This window comes from Legionella antarctica, assembly GCF_011764505.1.
GTDB lineage: Bacteria > Pseudomonadota > Gammaproteobacteria > Legionellales > Legionellaceae > Legionella > Legionella antarctica.
On sequence record NZ_AP022839.1, the window covers coordinates 3,313,224 to 3,331,893 of the forward strand.

Below are 18,670 nucleotides of genomic sequence, written 5' to 3' on the forward strand. Positions count from 1 at the left end.
GACTAAAAAAAAGTCGACCCAAACGGTATAAGAAAAATAATCCGGCTCCTAAACTAAAACAGGAAATTAATTTTATGGTGGTAACTAGAGAGAATTTAAATTTGATTAGGAAAGCCGCAATGATAATCCATAAAAAATTGGAGTATCCTTCAACTCGGGGAAGATCGGGATGCCAGAGTAATCCCTTTCCTGTGGCTAGTTGGCGGGCATAAACCCAGCTAATGTACGCATCATCCGTAGTAAAATCCCAAATTGAAATTATGGTTGTGATTAAATCATAGGCGCAAAAAACAGCGAGGGCTGTAGTTAAAAAAAGCTCTTTTCTTATTGATAAAGAATTCAAAATTCAATAATCTCCTAACTAGGACTGTTGGGCATTTCATCTTTGAAAACTGGACGTGTCGTGACAGGTCTCGGGGACAATCCCGGCACTATTATTTTCCAAAGTCCTTATACAGCAAATCTGCGTCAGGGCGTGCTCCCTGAGACGGATACTGACAAACACATCCAGGAAATCTTCCGCTGATACTTGAAATAGCAAGGTCGAAAACACGTTCAGTTTATTACATTGGCTCTTGTGATTCCAATTACTTTTAATCATAGTGTCATTACTGGAAGTGAGGTTCATATTAAGAATACATCCGCCTTAATTTCTACAGCTATCATTGAACGTGAAAGTTAAGTAATTTAATCTTTGTGTGGCAATTTAGTGCGTGCTAACCTAATATTCAGCAATAATTTATTTCAAAATAAGCTCCATCAGGAATTGAACATGATGTCAAAACAAATAATTTTTCAAGACTCCTTCTTAGTCTCAGGGATTATGTGCCATACAGGCTGCGGGAATACGATTCAAAATTTACTCAATAATTGTTTGGATGAATGTAAAGATGAAAATGTCCTACCGAAAAATGCGCAACTAATTATAGATGCAGAACCTCAAGCCTTTGGTATTCACCGCTTATTTATAACAATTGAAACTAATGACGAGTTTAATCACGATGATACCAATCAGTCTCAACTTATTGCCCGATTTAGAGAAAGTTTAAGCTCTGTTTTTGACCTCATCGATAACCATCCGGATACTGCACCCAAGGACTCCCTAAACGTCAATTGGATAAATATTCTCGCCAATCTTTTGGCGATGGGTGCTATCATTGGTTTAACCATCTTGTTCCCCCCTTCATTGCTCCTGACTATTGGATTAACCTCTCTTTCCTTTTTAACCACTGCATTCACCGCCAGAGAGTATCTTACTGGTTTTTTTCAAAATCTTTTCAATAATAATAGTCTTGCTAACATGACAACCACAGTCAGCTTAGGCTGGATGCTCTCTTTAGCGCACACTCTTTTTCATGCGGTTACCATGCCCCTTGCAAGCAACTTTTCAATGGTTTTCATGAGTTTTATCATGCCAATCATGCTTATCACTGTTATTAATGGCATGGATGAGATTAAACGTCAGGTATTAAATAAGTCGAAAAAGATGCATTTACAGGGAATGAAGACCTTATTCCCGCAAATGTCTGACGAATATCCCTGTTACCAAATATCAGAAGCACTTCAAAACCTGTTATCCCAAGAAATAACTGCGGATAAATATTTAAAAAACCCAAGTAAGATTCTTCCATCTATACAAATGCAACTGGATAGTGAGAACTTACAGATGAAAAAAAAACGTTCTCTCAAAGCTGGAATGATAATTAAGGTTAATCGCGGTGAATGTTTCCCTGTTGATTGTATTCTTATTCAGGGAAACACTATTGTAGATCCTTCACTTTTAACTGGTGAACCGCAACAAAGTAAACGTTGCATGAGTTCTATTCCCGCTGGCGCGATCAATCTTGGTCAATCTGTATCTGTTTATGCCACCAGGGACTCCTATAACAGTACCGTGAATAAATTATTATTTCGCTCAAACAGAGCAAGAGAAAGCATTGCAGCAGAATCAAACCGAAGATTTACTTATTTTTATACGACCTTGATTGCTTTGGGAATTATAGCAGCAATTGTAACCCCATTTGCTTTAGGAATACTGACTATTCCTTTATTATTGCAAAACGTCACCGGTATTTTATTTGCAGTCTGTCCTTGCACTATGGCCATAGCTCATCAGCTGCCGAACTTACTTAACAGCTACCAACGTAATCATAAAGGTATTCTTATCCGCGATGAAAATTTGTGTGCTCATTCTAATGATATTCATACTATTGTATTTGATAAAACCGGAACTCTGACTACGGGTAACAGTGAAGTAGAATCATCTGAAGGGATTTCCTCCTCATTATGGGAAAGAGTTTATCTATTAGAGAAACACTATGGAGCAGAGCATCCGCTTGCTAAAGCTATTACTCATTATTACGAGACTAAAAGTACCCATCAAAGCCTTATTAAAGATATAAAAGAGGCATACACGGATTTAAGGCATCAAGGTTTATCTGCGGTAGTTCAGGGCAAACAGATTCATATGGGGAATGCAAATTATTTACGATGCTCTGGAATAGAACTGCCCAAGCTTGACCTCCAAAAAATAGAACAGGGATTTTCACCTGTATATGTGGCTGAGGACAAGGTTTATCAAGGTGTAATTTATATCAAACATGAAGTGAGACAAAATATATTGGGCGCACTCAATCGTTTAAAAAAAGAAGGAAAAAAAATAATTATGCTGACTGGAGACAGCCAATTGTCTGCAATAAGTTTTAATCAGCAAAATGGTGATATTTTTGATTTGGATAATATATATGCAGAACAGACACCTCAGGATAAAGAAAATTTTCTGAGTAATTTAATGCGATCTGAGCATGTAAACCCTAAAGGAATTTGGTTCGTTGGTGACGGCTTAAATGATGCACCCTGTGCCAGAATGGTCACTGAAAAAGGCGGTATAAGCTGCGCCATAATGTCGGATAATAAAGCTGCTTTTTTCACTGACATCAGCTTAAATGGTTCTTTGGACTATCTGTTTGAACATAATAAACTCAATAATTTTTTGAAGAAAAACGTTCTCCAAAACCAGGGACTATTAACTTATGGAGGAGTCGCTTTTTTAGCCTTCATTATTACTTTTTCTATTGCCGGCATTGCAGTCTCTCCAATCATACCTTTATTTATAATGGCCTCAACCACACTATTCGTATTATTTAATTCTTATCGAGTACAGCTGTCGATTGATACTGCTTTAGAAAAAAAGACTTCATGGTTAAAGCAGCTTTTGGCTTCTGATTTATCCATAAGTTTACTGGTTGGTGCCAGCACTCTGTTAATTTTTGGTTTATTAATTTCAACCGTAGCTACAGGAGGATTAGCACTTCCCGCCATTGTCTTTACAGCTGGTGCTGCTGCTGCAATAAGTAGCGTTTGTATATTGGGAGCGGGCACTTTATTTGGGGTATTTACATTCTTAACCACTACTTATTTAATTGCCGATAAATGGGTGAACGCCTACATAGAAGATGATAGTGCAGCTCTAGTCTCTCCTGCCCCTTTAAAAAGCGGGCATCTGTCCTCTTCTTCCCTGTCTGAAGAAGAACGTCACGATCTTACATCCAATTCCAGGCTGACCTCACCAAGCAGAAAATCTACTGAAACTGTAGAGGACAATAAAATACCTGAAGAAGCACAGGCAGTTATACTGGCCGGGTATTATTAATCTCTTTTTTAGTAGGTACCTGGCTGCACTCAATCGAAATTATTTTTATAATTTCCTCAATGGGCAAGCCCATAACATTGTAATAGGAGCCTTTTATTTTTTTAACAAACGTATGCCCCACGTTCTGGATACCATATCCTCCTGCTTTATCGAAAGGGTCTCCTGTATCAATATAGTTTTGTATTTGCTCTTCTGTAAGTTGGTGAAAAGTAATATTGGTTGTTACATAATCAATATGATATGGGTCCGCATGTCTGGAACAAAATTAAGGAAAAATAAGAGCTATTCATCCATCATTTATAGTTAAAAATTCACTCAAATTAACCTATTTAAACCTACTCAATACCGTATGAATAGTGATTGCTACTACGAATTGTCTTAGGTCATTTTACCACAACTCTATCAGAATGACTTATCCACAAGTCCACAGGTCAGGAGAGCTTCACTTTCTCGTATAGGCCTGTGGGCCTTGTGGGTAAGTCATGACGCTCTCATTTAGGGTTTATGGTCTTTTCCGGCCATAATACACCTCTGCGGGCGTTAAATAATTAAAGGACTGGTGAAGCCTTCGGTTATTATAATACTCAAAATACTCCGTTAAGGCCAGCTCAACCTCTTCAATTGTATCAAAATCATACCGGTAGATTTTTTCTTGCTTAACACTACGCCACAATCGCTCGATAAATATATTATCTAAATAACGTCCTCGCCCATCCATGCTGATAGAAATGTGGTGAGATTTTAGCGTATTTATCCAATCTTTTGAGGTAAATTGAGAACCCTGATCCGTGTTAAAGATCTCACAACGCGAATGCAGCAAAGCGTTTCTAAGCGCCTCAATACAAAATTCAGCCTCCATAGTAGGTGAAATAGCCCATCCAATCACATAACGACTATACCAGTCCATAATAGCTACTAAATACACATGCTTTCCTTTCATGCGGATGTAGGTGATATCTGCGGCCCAAACCTGATTTGGTTTGGTGATATCCACCTCTTTTAATAAATAAGGGAACACCTCATGCTCCTTATTGGGAACGCTTGTATTTGGCTTTGGGTAAACAGTCGATAACCCCATCATTTCCATCAACTTTTTTACTCGACGTTTACCAACAGGATAGCCTACTTCTTTTGACAGCCATCTTGCCCGCTTAATTTTACCTTCACATGGATACTGCAGATAGTGCTCATCAAGTAGCGCCATAAGCGCTTCATCTTCGACAGAAATGGGCTTGGCACTATAATAATAACTTGAAACAGGCAAGTCTAATAGCAAGCATTGTTCACGAATGGTGAGCTCGGCAAGAGGATCAATCATGACGCGCTTTTCATCCAGACTAAAGTTCATGCTTTTTTTTTAGCCAAGATAGCTGCGCTTGAAGTCGACCAATTTCTTGATATAATGCCTCAACAAGCTGCTCTTGGGACTTGGCTTCTTTTTCATTAGCCCCAGAGAATAAATCGTTAATGGCTTTGATGGCCGATTGCTTCCAAGTTTTTACCTGCGTTGCGTGAACACCGTATTCACTGGTAATTTGCGCTTGTGTGAGTTTCCCCTCAATCGCAGCTAGCGTTATTTTTGCCTTCTTGGCCGCCGTATAATAAGCTCGCTTTTTAGACATTTTATTCTCCTCTTTGTATTAAGAAGAATAGCTCTTAAAAAACCTTTTTTTGTGTCCAGAAAACCGCGCCTATATTAATATACCATCGTTGTTCTGGTAGGAAAATTAAAGCATAACCTGTGTACACTTTGTGAACGTTGCCGCTCAGCATCCGCAGCATTCTATGTGCATCCTCAAAGTCATGAGGTTTTTCTAAAATATGATTTTTATAAACCACCGTTGTATCAGCGGCAATTATGAGATCGACGTTTTCTGATCCAACCAGTGGTATGATGGCCTGAGTTTTTTCTCTGGCAAGTCGAGTTACATAGGTTTTAGCTTCTTCTCCATTTTGCAAACTCTCTTCAATATGAGCAGGTATGATCGAGGCAGTTAATCCGTGCTCTTGTAATATTTGCAGGCGTCTTGGTGATGCGCTGGCTAAAATAATTTTTAATAGCTGATTTGATTTCATTCAAGAGTATTCTCATATAGAACATTCTATCTATTCTACAGCTTCTTAAAAAATCAAAAAATATAATTTATCAGGTATAACGAGAGTTTCATCTTCTTAGCTCTTAACCTACGCTTGTTGTAAACAACCTGTATAATACAACCCATACTTATTATCTAAGGATTCACTTGAATCACGAGAGTCAAACACCCTATGCTCAACTCGATCCAAATGTCATTTTGGATGCAGTTGAAAGTACAGGTTTTCTTTGCACAGGCAGCCTGCTTGCACTCAATAGTTATGAAAACCGCGTTTATCAGATAGGGGTTGAAAAAGCTGAACCTCTCATCGCAAAATTTTATAGACCTCATCGCTGGAGTTCAAAAGCCATTCTGGAAGAACACCAATTCTCTCTTGAACTGGTACAACATGAACTACCTGTTATTGCGCCACTGGTTATAAATGATAAAACCTTACACCATCATCGGGACTTCAGATTTGCCCTCTTTCATAGACGAGGCGGCCGCCCCCTGGAATTAGATAATAGCAAGCATTTGGAATGGATGGGGCGTTTTATTGGGCGATTACACGGAGTAAGTGCATGCCAATCATTTGAAAATCGACTCCAATTAAATACCCAAAGTTACGGCCATGAACCCTATGAATTTCTGATTGAACACGGCTTTATTCCGGATTATTTAAGACCAAACTTTTGCAAAACAGTCGAAACAGCCTTACAAAAAATCAAACAGATAATACAAGGTATAGGTCACGTTAATCAAATACGCTTGCACGGTGATTGTCATGCCGGAAATGTGTTATGGAGCGAATCAGGTCCCCACATTGTAGACTTGGACGATTGCCTCATGGGGCCGGCGATACAGGATATTTGGATGTTACTTTCCGGTGAGCCCAAACAAATGGATACTCAACTGACCAAGATTCTACAGGGATATTGTGAGTTTCATGATTTTAACCCGCGCGAGCGCCATTTAATTGAAGTATTACGAACACTTCGTATGCTCCATTATTCAGGATGGCTTGCAAAACGCTGGACTGATCCAGCATTCCCATTGAGTTTTCCTTGGTTTAATACACCTGTATATTGGCAAAATCAGATAGTAAATCTTAATGAACAGATTGAATTATTAGATCAAATTGAATGCTAGCCAGAAATTGATACAAAAAGCCAATCCAAAAAGAAAATTCATTATTAATGGACTATACTGTTTAATTATCTCTGTTATTTTCAAAATAGTTATAATCAGACGAATCGCTGCAAATAAGTTAAAAGGAGCCTGAGGAGAAGAGAAGAAATGGATGCTATTGGGGTGATTATTAATAAAAAAGCAAAAAATGCCGGTAAGGCCAAATATTACTTAGATGGTTTAAAAAATGCCAACATTCCTCATATCTCCTATAGAACCACACCAAAAAATTTACCTGCGGTACTAAAGCAATGTATTCATGAGCATCAAATTATTTTGGTAGGTGGAGGTGATGGGACAATACGAACTGCTGCTCATTATTGTGCCAATATTCCAATAATTTTAGGTGTTATTCCCCTGGGAACCCTTAACCATTTTGCTAAAGAATTAGAGTTACCTTTTACTATTGAGAAACTTGTTGACAGCTTAAGTGCAAAAAAAACAGTCAAGATTGATTTAGTCAAAGTTAATGATTTCATTTTTATAAATAACTCATCCATAGGTTTTTATCCCAGGTTTGCTGTCAAAACAGAAAAATACAATAAAACCTACAACAAATGGTTAAGCTATATCCCTGGATTTATTGAAAGCTTTAAACAACATCCTGTTTTTAATTTGACAATAAAAAGCAAAAATTTAAATCTGAATTTGCGTACTTCATTTTTAATGGTAAGCAACAATCTTTATTCTTATGAGTTTCCAGCAACCTAATATAGGCGCGGTTTTCTGGACACAAAAAAAGGTTTTTTAAGAGCTATTCTTCTTAATACAAAGAGGAGAATAAAATGTCTAAAAAGCGAGCTTATTATACGGCGGCCAAGAAGGCAAAAATAACGCTAGCTGCGATTGAGGGGAAACTCACACAAGCGCAAATTACCAGTGAATACGGTGTTCACGCAACGCAGGTAAAAACTTGGAAGCAATCGGCCATCAAAGCCATTAACGATTTATTCTCTGGGGCTAATGAAAAAGAAGCCAAGTCCCAAGAGCAGCTTGTTGAGGCATTATATCAAGAAATTGGTCGACTTCAAGCGCAGCTATCTTGGCTAAAAAAAAAGCATGAACTTTAGTCTGGATGAAAAGCGCGTCATGATTGATCCTCTTGCCGAGCTCACCATTCGTGAACAATGCTTGCTATTAGACTTGCCTGTTTCAAGTTATTATTATAGTGCCAAGCCCATTTCTGTCGAAGATGAAGCGCTTATGGCGCTACTTGATGAGCACTATCTGCAGTATCCATGTGAAGGTAAAATTAAGCGGGCAAGATGGCTGTCAAAAGAAGTAGGCTATCCTGTTGGTAAACGTCGAGTAAAAAAGTTGATGGAAATGATGGGGTTATCGACTGTTTACCCAAAGCCAAATACAAGCGTTCCCAATAAGGAGCATGAGGTGTTCCCTTATTTATTAAAAGAGGTGGATATCACCAAACCAAATCAGGTTTGGGCCGCAGATATCACCTACATCCGCATGAAAGGAAAGCATGTGTATTTAGTAGCTATTATGGACTGGTATAGTCGTTATGTGATTGGATGGGCTATTTCACCTACTATGGAGGCTGAATTTTGTATTGAGGCGCTTAGAAACGCTTTGCTGCATTCGCGTTGTGAGATCTTTAACACGGATCAGGGTTCTCAATTTACCTCAAAAGATTGGATAAATACGCTAAAATCTCACCACATTTCTATCAGCATGGATGGGCGAGGACGTTATTTAGATAATATATTTATCGAGCGATTGTGGCGTAGTGTTAAGCAAGAAAAAATCTACCGGTATGATTTTGATACAATTGAAGAGGTTGAGCTGGCCTTAACGGAGTATTTTGAGTATTATAATAACCGAAGGCTTCACCAGTCCTTTAATTATTTAACGCCCGCAGAGGTGTATTATGGCCGGAAAAGACCATAAACCCTAAATGAGAGCGTCATGACTTACCCACAAGGCCCACAGGCCTATACGAGAAAGTGAAGCTCTCCTGACCTGTGGACTTGTGGATAAGTCATTCTGATAGAGTTGTGGTAAAATGACCTAAGACAATTCGTAGTAGCAATCACTATTCATACGGTATTGAGTAGGTTTAAATAGGTTAATTTGAGTGAATTTTTAACTATAAATGATGGATGAATAGCTCTTATTTTTCCTTAATTTTGTTCCAGACATGCGGACCCATATCAACCTTTAAAAGAGAAAGCTTCCATAAATCATTACTTGGTCTTTATTATTTTAAACACGGCAAAATACGGATATTTAAAATATTCCAAAGCATATTTTCCAAAAAAAATCTTTTTGAAATAAAGCAATCGAAATACCCTATTGAAATCAATTTTGAGAATGAGAAAAAAATAACCATCTCACTCGATGGCGAAACCACCCAGATAAAATCTCCTTTATATTATCAATCTTTACCTTCTGCCTTAACTATTTTGAAAAATCCATCATGAGAATTAATATAGGCGCGGTTTTCTGGACACAAAAAAAGGTTTTTTAAGAGCTATTCTTCTTAATACAAAGAGGAGAATAAAATGTCTAAAAAGCGAGCTTATTATACGGCGGCCAAGAAGGCAAAAATAACGCTAGCTGCGATTGAGGGGAAACTCACACAAGCGCAAATTACCAGTGAATACGGTGTTCACGCAACGCAGGTAAAAACTTGGAAGCAATCGGCCATCAAAGCCATTAACGATTTATTCTCTGGGGCTAATGAAAAAGAAGCCAAGTCCCAAGAGCAGCTTGTTGAGGCATTATATCAAGAAATTGGTCGACTTCAAGCGCAGCTATCTTGGCTAAAAAAAAAGCATGAACTTTAGTCTGGATGAAAAGCGCGTCATGATTGATCCTCTTGCCGAGCTCACCATTCGTGAACAATGCTTGCTATTAGACTTGCCTGTTTCAAGTTATTATTATAGTGCCAAGCCCATTTCTGTCGAAGATGAAGCGCTTATGGCGCTACTTGATGAGCACTATCTGCAGTATCCATGTGAAGGTAAAATTAAGCGGGCAAGATGGCTGTCAAAAGAAGTAGGCTATCCTGTTGGTAAACGTCGAGTAAAAAAGTTGATGGAAATGATGGGGTTATCGACTGTTTACCCAAAGCCAAATACAAGCGTTCCCAATAAGGAGCATGAGGTGTTCCCTTATTTATTAAAAGAGGTGGATATCACCAAACCAAATCAGGTTTGGGCCGCAGATATCACCTACATCCGCATGAAAGGAAAGCATGTGTATTTAGTAGCTATTATGGACTGGTATAGTCGTTATGTGATTGGATGGGCTATTTCACCTACTATGGAGGCTGAATTTTGTATTGAGGCGCTTAGAAACGCTTTGCTGCATTCGCGTTGTGAGATCTTTAACACGGATCAGGGTTCTCAATTTACCTCAAAAGATTGGATAAATACGCTAAAATCTCACCACATTTCTATCAGCATGGATGGGCGAGGACGTTATTTAGATAATATATTTATCGAGCGATTGTGGCGTAGTGTTAAGCAAGAAAAAATCTACCGGTATGATTTTGATACAATTGAAGAGGTTGAGCTGGCCTTAACGGAGTATTTTGAGTATTATAATAACCGAAGGCTTCACCAGTCCTTTAATTATTTAACGCCCGCAGAGGTGTATTATGGCCGGAAAAGACCATAAACCCTAAATGAGAGCGTCATGACTTACCCACAAGGCCCACAGGCCTATACGAGAAAGTGAAGCTCTCCTGACCTGTGGACTTGTGGATAAGTCATTCTGATAGAGTTGTGGTAAAATGACCTAAGACAATTCGTAGTAGCAATCACTATTCATACGGTATTGAGTAGGTTTAAATAGGTTAATTTGAGTGAATTTTTAACTATAAATGATGGATGAATAGCTCTTATTTTTCCTTAATTTTGTTCCAGACATGCGGACCCATATCAAATCGTACATATTTCCGATCTTCATTTTGGAGCGCATGACACAACGATTGTTAATGCGTTCCTTGAAGATATAGCCTTGTCAAAACCTGACCTGATTATTATTTCGGGAGATTTAACCCAGAGAGCCCGCACCAAAGAATACCAACAGCTATCAAAATTCCTGAACTATTTTACGATGCCCCTACTTATTGTTCCTGGTAATCATGATATTCCTTTATATAATCCGTTTAAACGATTCTTGCATCCATTTAAAAACTATATTCAGTACGTTTCCTCTCAGCTTGAGGCAAGTTTTAGTACTGAAGAAGTCAATATTCTAGGCGTGAATAGTGCTACTCCCTTCAAAATTAAAGATGGCAACTTAAGCGATGAGGCAATAGCTCAAATAAAAAATCATTTTTCGAATACACCAAATCAATTAAATATTTTATTTTTTCATCATAACCTTCAATATTTTTTAGGATTGCATCAGCCCTTAAATAATACAGCAGAATTTTTGACTTATTTAAAAGAAAGTCCGATTCATATCGTTTGCACCGGACATCTTCATTACGCAACTTTAAAATTGATTAATAAAAACAGGGGAGAACAATGCGCGTTACTTCATGCTGGGTCAACATTTTGCCCGCGCACCCATGATGGAAAAAACAGTTATTATTCAATGAACGTAAATCAATTAAGGTGTTCTATAGACTGGCGTGTTTTTCATAATAAGGCGTTTAAATCAGATCAGATTTATGATCTTGATTTTTCCCCTAAGGGTATAACTGATGGGAAGTTGCAGTGACCCAAAAAGGTTAAACAATCTCGATAAAATATATTTTTTTGAATTTATTTACGAGATTCATTTAATTCAATGGATTGTGTTTTATTATTTTCTTGTTCAGTATCAATATCCGATGCTCCGAACAAAGTATGACTTAACCCATTCATTAACCCGGTAAAAATATTCGTAATATTATTAGAAATTCGAATAGCAAATTGAAACGGTAACAAAGACTCAAGAACCTCTACTATTGATTTTTGAATTTTACTGTTAATTTCCGTAGATTGGGCGATGTTTTTTATTATCCAAATCAATTCATTATTGGTTAATTCCATCTGAAAGTCGTGCAATGCCAAGATTGCTTTTCGAATACGCATCAAATACTGTTTATTTTCCTCATGCTGCTCTAAATTAATATGTTTGCTTAATATTGATTCAAATGCCGCATCAAAAGAACTAGATTTGGAAAATGCTTCAGGCAAATCAGATAACGCTTTGCAAAATAGCGCAATTTCATGTTCAGATGGTTTTTCTAATGCCATTTCACCAAAGTCATATTGACCAAGTTGAACTTTGCCGTTTTCAACGTATACTCGCAGTTGATTACCATGTCTGTCAGAGTCAAAAGGCAATCCACTAAATATATTAGTTAACTCTATGGTCATGATTGCCTTGGCGACTTCCTTTTTTAATCGAATCTCATTAATATAGGCGCGGTTTTCTGGACACAAAAAAAGGTTTTTTAAGAGCTATTCTTCTTAATACAAAGAGGAGAATAAAATGTCTAAAAAGCGAGCTTATTATACGGCGGCCAAGAAGGCAAAAATAACGCTAGCTGCGATTGAGGGGAAACTCACACAAGCGCAAATTACCAGTGAATACGGTGTTCACGCAACGCAGGTAAAAACTTGGAAGCAATCGGCCATCAAAGCCATTAACGATTTATTCTCTGGGGCTAATGAAAAAGAAGCCAAGTCCCAAGAGCAGCTTGTTGAGGCATTATATCAAGAAATTGGTCGACTTCAAGCGCAGCTATCTTGGCTAAAAAAAAAGCATGAACTTTAGTCTGGATGAAAAGCGCGTCATGATTGATCCTCTTGCCGAGCTCACCATTCGTGAACAATGCTTGCTATTAGACTTGCCTGTTTCAAGTTATTATTATAGTGCCAAGCCCATTTCTGTCGAAGATGAAGCGCTTATGGCGCTACTTGATGAGCACTATCTGCAGTATCCATGTGAAGGTAAAATTAAGCGGGCAAGATGGCTGTCAAAAGAAGTAGGCTATCCTGTTGGTAAACGTCGAGTAAAAAAGTTGATGGAAATGATGGGGTTATCGACTGTTTACCCAAAGCCAAATACAAGCGTTCCCAATAAGGAGCATGAGGTGTTCCCTTATTTATTAAAAGAGGTGGATATCACCAAACCAAATCAGGTTTGGGCCGCAGATATCACCTACATCCGCATGAAAGGAAAGCATGTGTATTTAGTAGCTATTATGGACTGGTATAGTCGTTATGTGATTGGATGGGCTATTTCACCTACTATGGAGGCTGAATTTTGTATTGAGGCGCTTAGAAACGCTTTGCTGCATTCGCGTTGTGAGATCTTTAACACGGATCAGGGTTCTCAATTTACCTCAAAAGATTGGATAAATACGCTAAAATCTCACCACATTTCTATCAGCATGGATGGGCGAGGACGTTATTTAGATAATATATTTATCGAGCGATTGTGGCGTAGTGTTAAGCAAGAAAAAATCTACCGGTATGATTTTGATACAATTGAAGAGGTTGAGCTGGCCTTAACGGAGTATTTTGAGTATTATAATAACCGAAGGCTTCACCAGTCCTTTAATTATTTAACGCCCGCAGAGGTGTATTATGGCCGGAAAAGACCATAAACCCTAAATGAGAGCGTCATGACTTACCCACAAGGCCCACAGGCCTATACGAGAAAGTGAAGCTCTCCTGACCTGTGGACTTGTGGATAAGTCATTCTGATAGAGTTGTGGTAAAATGACCTAAGACAATTCGTAGTAGCAATCACTATTCATACGGTATTGAGTAGGTTTAAATAGGTTAATTTGAGTGAATTTTTAACTATAAATGATGGATGAATAGCTCTTATTTTTCCTTAATTTTGTTCCAGACATGCGGACCCATATCACATCTTGAACTTTAGTCGGTAATTCATTAAATTCTGTACCTTCTAATTTGGTGATAATACGATAACCATCTCCTCCACAGATATATTGAGCAGGCTTGATGTCAAAATCATAATCACTAGCGAATTTAAACCGGTCATTTATATAAAGATACTGTGCTAATAAAAATTGCTTTTGACTTGCAACAGGATCGAGCTCAACAAGTGATTGTTTTTCCGCCTCAGATAAAATAGATAACATAGGCTCACGGATTGAATTCATTCTCTCATGCTTGCAATGCTTAATGGTTTTTCCCAAGTGAGCAAAGCCTTTATTTGCATTTAGGGCTGCTTGTTCACGTAACAAAATTAATACGGCTTTAGTATCATCTTGTAATATCACTTCAAGGGCCAGATTGTATGATGCAGAACCAAGCAAACGGCCAACATATTTTATTTTAGCCCTATCATTTTGAGTAACATGCAATTCAAGTAATCGCCATAGTTCCCAACGCGCTAGTGGGCTTGCATGACCTTTCACATGAGCAAGGTCACTACGTAAAGAAGAGGGTGTGCCTGGATAACTATGAATAGCCTGCGCCAATTTCACATAAGCAGGCCCCATGTGCTCACACAAAGATGCGATTTTCTTACCTGTTGTAAGCGTCGTTGAATTATCGTGTTTGTTTGACGCCACTAATATACCTGCAAGTAAAATACCGCGTTGATATTTATTTGATGTTTCCAAATAAGAATTAAGTAGTTCCATGGCAAAGTGATCATCTGAGTTTTCTTTAGCTGCATTAGGAAATAAACGTTTTCCCACCAATTTAAGAGCCTGTTTATAAGCTTCTTTTTCTTTCTTTTCAGAACTCGTATGTTGCGCCGGGATAAGCAGATGATTAAAAATAACCGCGCGTTCCTCCAGTGATACATCCCAAAAGTGATGATAAATACTTGTATTGTAATATCTTATATCGTCTTCTTTAATGATGATGCTCTCTTTATTCATACCCATCACCTCTAGAATCTTATCGCGCTTAGGATGATTCATTATGAAAGTCGTAAATTGTTTCAGTGATGGTTCAGATAATGATGAGGAGAGAAACTCAATAAGTTCTTGTTGATCTTTTTGTTCTTCGCCAAAATAAAGTGAAAGAGCTGAAAGTCCTGTTATTCTTGTGTTATCAATGTCAACCTGTTCGTTTTTTCTATAGGTTTTAATTTTTAAGTCGTGAACATGAGGCTCTGCAAAGTGGCATACTTTTTCTTGTGCTTGAATACGATCAAGCAATTTGGCAAAGACCGTTTCTCTGTCTCTTACTGGTACATGCTTAGCAATGCATTCAAGTAGAGGTTCTATATTTTGAAAATAAGTTTCTGAACCATCATCAACATCATACTGCTTCATTGCGGCAGCAATAAATAAATCAATAAGCGTTTTAGTGAATTGAAAGTCGGAAATCGGTTCTGAAAAATCTTGGTTAAATAAAATGAGCTCGAATAATTCTAATTGTTTAGGCACGGACGATTGTTTTATGCCTTCAAAAAGTAGCTGCTGATAACGCAATTGATCTTTAAGAGAAGGATAAGTACCACACGTATTAAATGCTCGATATAAATAGACTAAATTTTTTAATTGCTCAACGGATAATTGTGATATTTGACTCGGTAAATTCCATTCAATCTTTTTTACGAAATTCCTAACAGGAGATGAGCCATGTTTTGAGTTTTTAGCAGTTTTTTGGATAAGAGCAACTAATTTTTGAGTGTCTGCTGATAATAACGTATACGGTTTTACCAGTTTTAAATGTCCTTCCAATAAATCCCAAATTGGATGATAGCTTCGAACATCATGTTGAACTAGTTGATTATAAATTTTAGTCAGGCTCTCGAGAGTAAGGGTTTCATGATTTAGATTTAAAAGATCAATATACTGCTTCGCTGGTAACTTACATGGACCATGAAATATTCCCGAGCTAAGATAAAACTCCATTTTTTCTTTAGGTGAAAAGAAATAAACTTTAGAATTTTGATATCTTCCTTCAATTATAAACTGCACAAATAGCGAATCATAGTCCAATTGATGCGGGTGTGAACCGAGGCGGCTCTGAATATAATACAGACTATTTGGATTGCTTTTGAATAGAAAAAAATCTTTCACTACTTCTTTATCATCTGCAGTTCCATTTTGCATAATGGACGTGAATTGTTGTAATAAAAATTGGGTTGCTTCACCATTGAAGTTACAGGTTGGCTCTCTAGGAGAGGACGCTATTGGTGTTGTCAGTAAATCTGCATTTTTTTTAACAAATAGCTCAATTTTATCTTTGAACCCCAGCTGTGAATTGAACATATCTGTGATTAACATTTTACGACTAATAATATGTTTAAAGGTATGAATCTGTGTTTCATATTCAAACTTAAAGCCATCCACCTTGCGGTCATAATATTTATGCATTAATGCAAATAAATCATCTGGAGATAGGGTATTTAAGACCGAGTGGCTGTGGTTTCCCAAAATATAAAATAATTTCGCAATGTTTTGATCAGAATATCGTGTCATATACTTTAAGAGCACGCCTGAGTTTTTTACTGAGTTATCTATTGCAATATGTGTTCCGATTTCTGATCCAAAATAACGGGAATTTCCCGTAGGATAAACCTTGTGTATTTTATAAAAATCGCGTATGTATTCATCTACCGAACGCCCAACATTTACGTCAAATAGCTTCATAAATTCGTTATCCCATAAGTCTATAAATTCTGAAGCTAAGGTGGATGCCATACTATATGAAGAACTTTTCGTTATCTTTATTAGTGATTCAAGACACTTTAAAAATGGTCCTAGAGCCCGAACGTTATCATCTACTAGTCCATATTCATCTTTTTTGGGTTTTGTTAATGCAATATATATTTGATCAAAACCAGGGACTCTTGCATCATATGCTTGCTGAATTAACCGATTCACTGCAATAAATTGCTGTTCATCGTTAAAATCAATGTGCATAGATTCCAGTAAGGAACAGTATTCCCTAACTCGGCGTGTTAGAGAATGCCGATGTAATTCATGCGGTATTAATTCAATTTTCAAATCAGCAAAACATGAAGTGAGATAATTTAATTGATCTACAATCGATTTTTTAGTTTTAAAATCTTGACTAAAATAAGTTTTGAATTGTAGAGGCAGTAGTTCATTTGCAATATCTTTAGGTAAAGGTATTTCCTTTGACTGTTTAGAAACATGTTCATCTGACGCTAACATGGTTGTAATCGCCTTAATGCGTTGTTCTATGGCTTTTTGTTGTTTATCCACATCAAGATAATCAAGTAGGTTATTTTCTAATTTATGGTCTTGCTCCTGATATGATTTGAGAAAACCATGGTATAAGCGCAAATAGTGAATTAAACCATCACCACAGTTGTTATGGGCAATTAAATCACGATCACATTCCAAAAAGCGATTAAAATCCAAGCGGAACTGCTGACCAATTAGACCATGATGCAAAATCTCATACAGTGTACTGGCAACACCAATTTGTAAATCGTCAACGGATGCCTTACCCTCTTCAATGAGCTTAAAAAAATCTTTATGGATAGCAATTCCTACTGTTTTTAAACCTAATATGGGCATAATCAACTTATTGCTGCAGGTGGTAATAAAGAAATCAATGGGGGTCTGAAAATTGGTGGGACGACTTTTTTGGGCTAACTCAAGCAATAAGCTACGTGTTAGCTGATATCCATCAGAATCAATGGATGTTAATTGATACTCATCCGTGATAATCGCACTGCGTTTATCGATGTTGCGGTTTTCAGTGATGGCATAATTTTTCTGATCATCACCTATTTTAGCATAAATATCATAATCTTTTTCCGTATAAATAACTGAGTCCCATTTACCCTCAGAAGAGTAATCATAATACTCATCAGGAATCGTGTGGAATTTGCTTGCATAACATACTAACTGATTCCAGGGATCAATCAATACTGCTTCCTGGCCCCAGGTTTTAGTATCTTTTAAATCACTATTTGGTTCTCGGTTGATGGCAATGAAAACATGGTTATCTAGAGCCTCCCCTTCGTTATTTAACCAATCTAAAGTAATGAACTCTATTCTGTTAACATAAAAGACGAGTGGAGATTGAAAAATTTTATGTAGAGCTAACGAACTATGTTCTCCACAATAGCCTGAAGTACATTTTGTTTGATCCCAATGGTAACCCGCAGCAAAGTGATTCAGTTTAACCAAATTTTCATAGAGCTTATCGTTGTCTTTCAAATCTTCTTGTTTATCTTGAAAATACGAACTTACTATAGAAACGAGTTGATTTTTAAGAATTTTTCTGTGTTTAACTAGTTCACTATCTAACTTCATTCGTTTGGTGAATTGATATTTGGCTTCTAATAACTTATTGCTAATCGTAAGGCCGTATTTATTTTGTAGGGATTTGATTTTTTGATCTATAGTCTGTTTAAGGTTATCTCTTAGTACATCCAGAGTGACCTGCACTGGTTTTTTCAATATTTCATTTACAATCTTGATTTCCTCATAAACAGTACCAACAGAGTCTATCGCCATTGCAATAAAATTAAGATGCTCAGAAGAAGAAAACTCTTTATCAATTAGCTGGTTTTGTTGGGCATAGTTATTAAATAACCTAGTAATATGTTTATTTAAATAATATTCAACCTCTGCACGCTCCAATTCCTCGTCGAAATTTTGCTCGTCCTCTAGTGAGGGACGATAACGGTTAGATGCCAGAGGGATTTGTTGGTTTATTTCAGAGCATATTTTTTTTGCACACTCGAGTACCTCCTGTTTGGAGTATAAATTTTTTGGCATCGTAACTCATTAAATCATTAACAAGGTCGAGATAATACCATAAAAAGAATCAAATAAGGCCATACTGGTTCATTATGATGCACCTGCCAATGCTAA

General features: G+C 37.3%; 16 protein-coding genes. 10 read left to right on the plus strand and 6 right to left on the minus strand.

Annotated elements, in window-relative coordinates; genetic code table 11:
• Positions 1-772 precede the first annotated feature (772 nt).
• On the plus strand, positions 773-3,652 hold the full coding sequence (locus HRS36_RS15655) for an HAD-IC family P-type ATPase (RefSeq protein WP_226905502.1): 2,880 nt from the start codon (positions 773-775) through the stop codon (positions 3,650-3,652).
• Here HRS36_RS15655 and HRS36_RS15660 read toward each other — a convergent pair.
• The 4 genes from HRS36_RS15660 to HRS36_RS15675 all read right to left on the minus strand — a co-directional run bounded on the left by HRS36_RS15660 (position 3,630) and on the right by HRS36_RS15675 (position 5,728).
• The gene (locus HRS36_RS15660; RefSeq protein WP_226905659.1) at positions 3,630-3,887 is read right to left on the minus strand and encodes a Maf family protein; all 258 of its coding nucleotides are present in this window, start codon (positions 3,885-3,887) and stop codon (positions 3,630-3,632) included. The genes HRS36_RS15655 and HRS36_RS15660 overlap by 23 nt on opposite strands.
• 267 nt (positions 3,888-4,154) lie before the next feature.
• A complete protein-coding gene (locus HRS36_RS15665) occupies positions 4,155-5,000 on the minus strand; it encodes an IS3 family transposase (RefSeq protein ID WP_173235473.1) in 846 nt (281 codons plus the stop codon).
• Positions 4,990-5,274, minus strand: a complete 285-nt coding sequence (locus HRS36_RS15670) for a transposase (protein ID WP_173235475.1) — start codon at positions 5,272-5,274, stop codon at positions 4,990-4,992. Before HRS36_RS15670 ends, HRS36_RS15665 begins: the two co-directional genes overlap by 11 nt.
• A 34-nt stretch (positions 5,275-5,308) precedes the next feature.
• Positions 5,309-5,728 carry a Maf family protein gene (locus HRS36_RS15675; protein ID WP_173238023.1) on the minus strand — a complete coding sequence of 140 codons (420 nt, stop codon included), beginning with the start codon at positions 5,726-5,728 and terminating at the stop codon, positions 5,309-5,311.
• Positions 5,729-5,895: 167 nt separating this feature from the next.
• On the opposite strand from HRS36_RS15675, the gene HRS36_RS15680 reads away from it, so the two are divergent.
• The 7 genes from HRS36_RS15680 (at position 5,896) to HRS36_RS15710 (ending at position 11,607) form a co-directional block, all read left to right on the plus strand.
• Positions 5,896-6,876, plus strand: coding sequence for a serine/threonine protein kinase (locus HRS36_RS15680; RefSeq protein WP_173238024.1), 981 nt, complete (start codon positions 5,896-5,898; stop codon positions 6,874-6,876).
• 147 nt (positions 6,877-7,023) lie between these two features.
• Positions 7,024-7,626: a diacylglycerol/lipid kinase family protein gene (locus tag HRS36_RS15685; RefSeq protein WP_173238025.1), complete on the plus strand. Its 603-nt coding sequence runs from the start codon at positions 7,024-7,026 to the stop codon at positions 7,624-7,626.
• Between the two features lie 74 nt (positions 7,627-7,700).
• Positions 7,701-7,985 (plus strand): transposase, encoded by a 285-nt coding sequence (locus HRS36_RS15690; protein ID WP_173235475.1) that lies wholly within the window; start codon positions 7,701-7,703, stop codon positions 7,983-7,985.
• Positions 7,975-8,820: an IS3 family transposase gene (locus HRS36_RS15695; RefSeq protein ID WP_173235473.1), complete on the plus strand. Its 846-nt coding sequence runs from the start codon at positions 7,975-7,977 to the stop codon at positions 8,818-8,820. Before HRS36_RS15690 ends, HRS36_RS15695 begins: the two co-directional genes overlap by 11 nt.
• Before the next feature lie 614 nt (positions 8,821-9,434).
• Positions 9,435-9,719 (plus strand): transposase, encoded by a 285-nt coding sequence (locus HRS36_RS15700; RefSeq protein WP_173235475.1) that lies wholly within the window; start codon positions 9,435-9,437, stop codon positions 9,717-9,719.
• On the plus strand, positions 9,709-10,554 hold the full coding sequence (locus HRS36_RS15705; protein WP_173235473.1) for an IS3 family transposase: 846 nt from the start codon (positions 9,709-9,711) through the stop codon (positions 10,552-10,554). The genes HRS36_RS15700 and HRS36_RS15705 overlap by 11 nt, the downstream gene beginning before the upstream one ends.
• Positions 10,555-10,866: 312 nt before the next feature.
• The gene (locus tag HRS36_RS15710; protein ID WP_338033753.1) at positions 10,867-11,607 is read left to right on the plus strand and encodes a metallophosphoesterase family protein; all 741 of its coding nucleotides are present in this window, start codon (positions 10,867-10,869) and stop codon (positions 11,605-11,607) included.
• A 44-nt stretch (positions 11,608-11,651) separates the two neighbouring features.
• Here HRS36_RS15710 and HRS36_RS15715 read toward each other — a convergent pair whose 3' ends face one another.
• Positions 11,652-12,317 carry a hypothetical protein gene (locus HRS36_RS15715; protein WP_173238026.1) on the minus strand — a complete coding sequence of 222 codons (666 nt, stop codon included), beginning with the start codon at positions 12,315-12,317 and terminating at the stop codon, positions 11,652-11,654.
• 49 nt (positions 12,318-12,366) lie between these two features.
• Here HRS36_RS15715 and HRS36_RS15720 point away from each other — a divergent pair, with 49 nt between their 5' ends.
• Complete coding sequence (locus tag HRS36_RS15720; protein WP_173235475.1) at positions 12,367-12,651, plus strand: transposase; 285 nt, start codon at positions 12,367-12,369, stop codon at positions 12,649-12,651.
• Positions 12,641-13,486, plus strand: coding sequence for an IS3 family transposase (locus tag HRS36_RS15725; RefSeq protein WP_173235473.1), 846 nt, complete (start codon positions 12,641-12,643; stop codon positions 13,484-13,486). Before HRS36_RS15720 ends, HRS36_RS15725 begins: the two co-directional genes overlap by 11 nt.
• 195 nt (positions 13,487-13,681) lie before the next feature.
• Here HRS36_RS15725 and HRS36_RS15730 read toward each other — a convergent pair whose 3' ends face one another.
• Complete coding sequence (locus HRS36_RS15730; RefSeq protein WP_173238027.1) at positions 13,682-18,574, minus strand: hypothetical protein; 4,893 nt, start codon at positions 18,572-18,574, stop codon at positions 13,682-13,684.
• Between the last annotated feature and the right edge of the window lie 96 nt (positions 18,575-18,670).

Excerpts from the sequence above, each read along its gene's own strand:
- HRS36_RS15655 (WP_226905502.1), top strand. The coding sequence starts at position 773 with ATGATGTCAAAACAAATAATTTTTCAAGACTCCTTCTTAGTCTCAGGG.
- HRS36_RS15665 (WP_173235473.1), bottom strand. The coding sequence starts at position 5,000 with ATGAACTTTAGTCTGGATGAAAAGCGCGTCATGATTGATCCTCTTGCC.
- HRS36_RS15670 (WP_173235475.1), bottom strand. The coding sequence starts at position 5,274 with ATGTCTAAAAAGCGAGCTTATTATACGGCGGCCAAGAAGGCAAAAATA.
- HRS36_RS15675 (WP_173238023.1), bottom strand. The coding sequence starts at position 5,728 with ATGAAATCAAATCAGCTATTAAAAATTATTTTAGCCAGCGCATCACCA.
- HRS36_RS15685 (WP_173238025.1), top strand. The coding sequence starts at position 7,024 with ATGGATGCTATTGGGGTGATTATTAATAAAAAAGCAAAAAATGCCGGT.
- HRS36_RS15690 (WP_173235475.1), top strand. The coding sequence starts at position 7,701 with ATGTCTAAAAAGCGAGCTTATTATACGGCGGCCAAGAAGGCAAAAATA.
- HRS36_RS15695 (WP_173235473.1), top strand. The coding sequence starts at position 7,975 with ATGAACTTTAGTCTGGATGAAAAGCGCGTCATGATTGATCCTCTTGCC.
- HRS36_RS15700 (WP_173235475.1), top strand. The coding sequence starts at position 9,435 with ATGTCTAAAAAGCGAGCTTATTATACGGCGGCCAAGAAGGCAAAAATA.
- HRS36_RS15705 (WP_173235473.1), top strand. The coding sequence starts at position 9,709 with ATGAACTTTAGTCTGGATGAAAAGCGCGTCATGATTGATCCTCTTGCC.
- HRS36_RS15720 (WP_173235475.1), top strand. The coding sequence starts at position 12,367 with ATGTCTAAAAAGCGAGCTTATTATACGGCGGCCAAGAAGGCAAAAATA.
- HRS36_RS15725 (WP_173235473.1), top strand. The coding sequence starts at position 12,641 with ATGAACTTTAGTCTGGATGAAAAGCGCGTCATGATTGATCCTCTTGCC.
- HRS36_RS15730 (WP_173238027.1), bottom strand. The coding sequence starts at position 18,574 with ATGCCAAAAAATTTATACTCCAAACAGGAGGTACTCGAGTGTGCAAAA.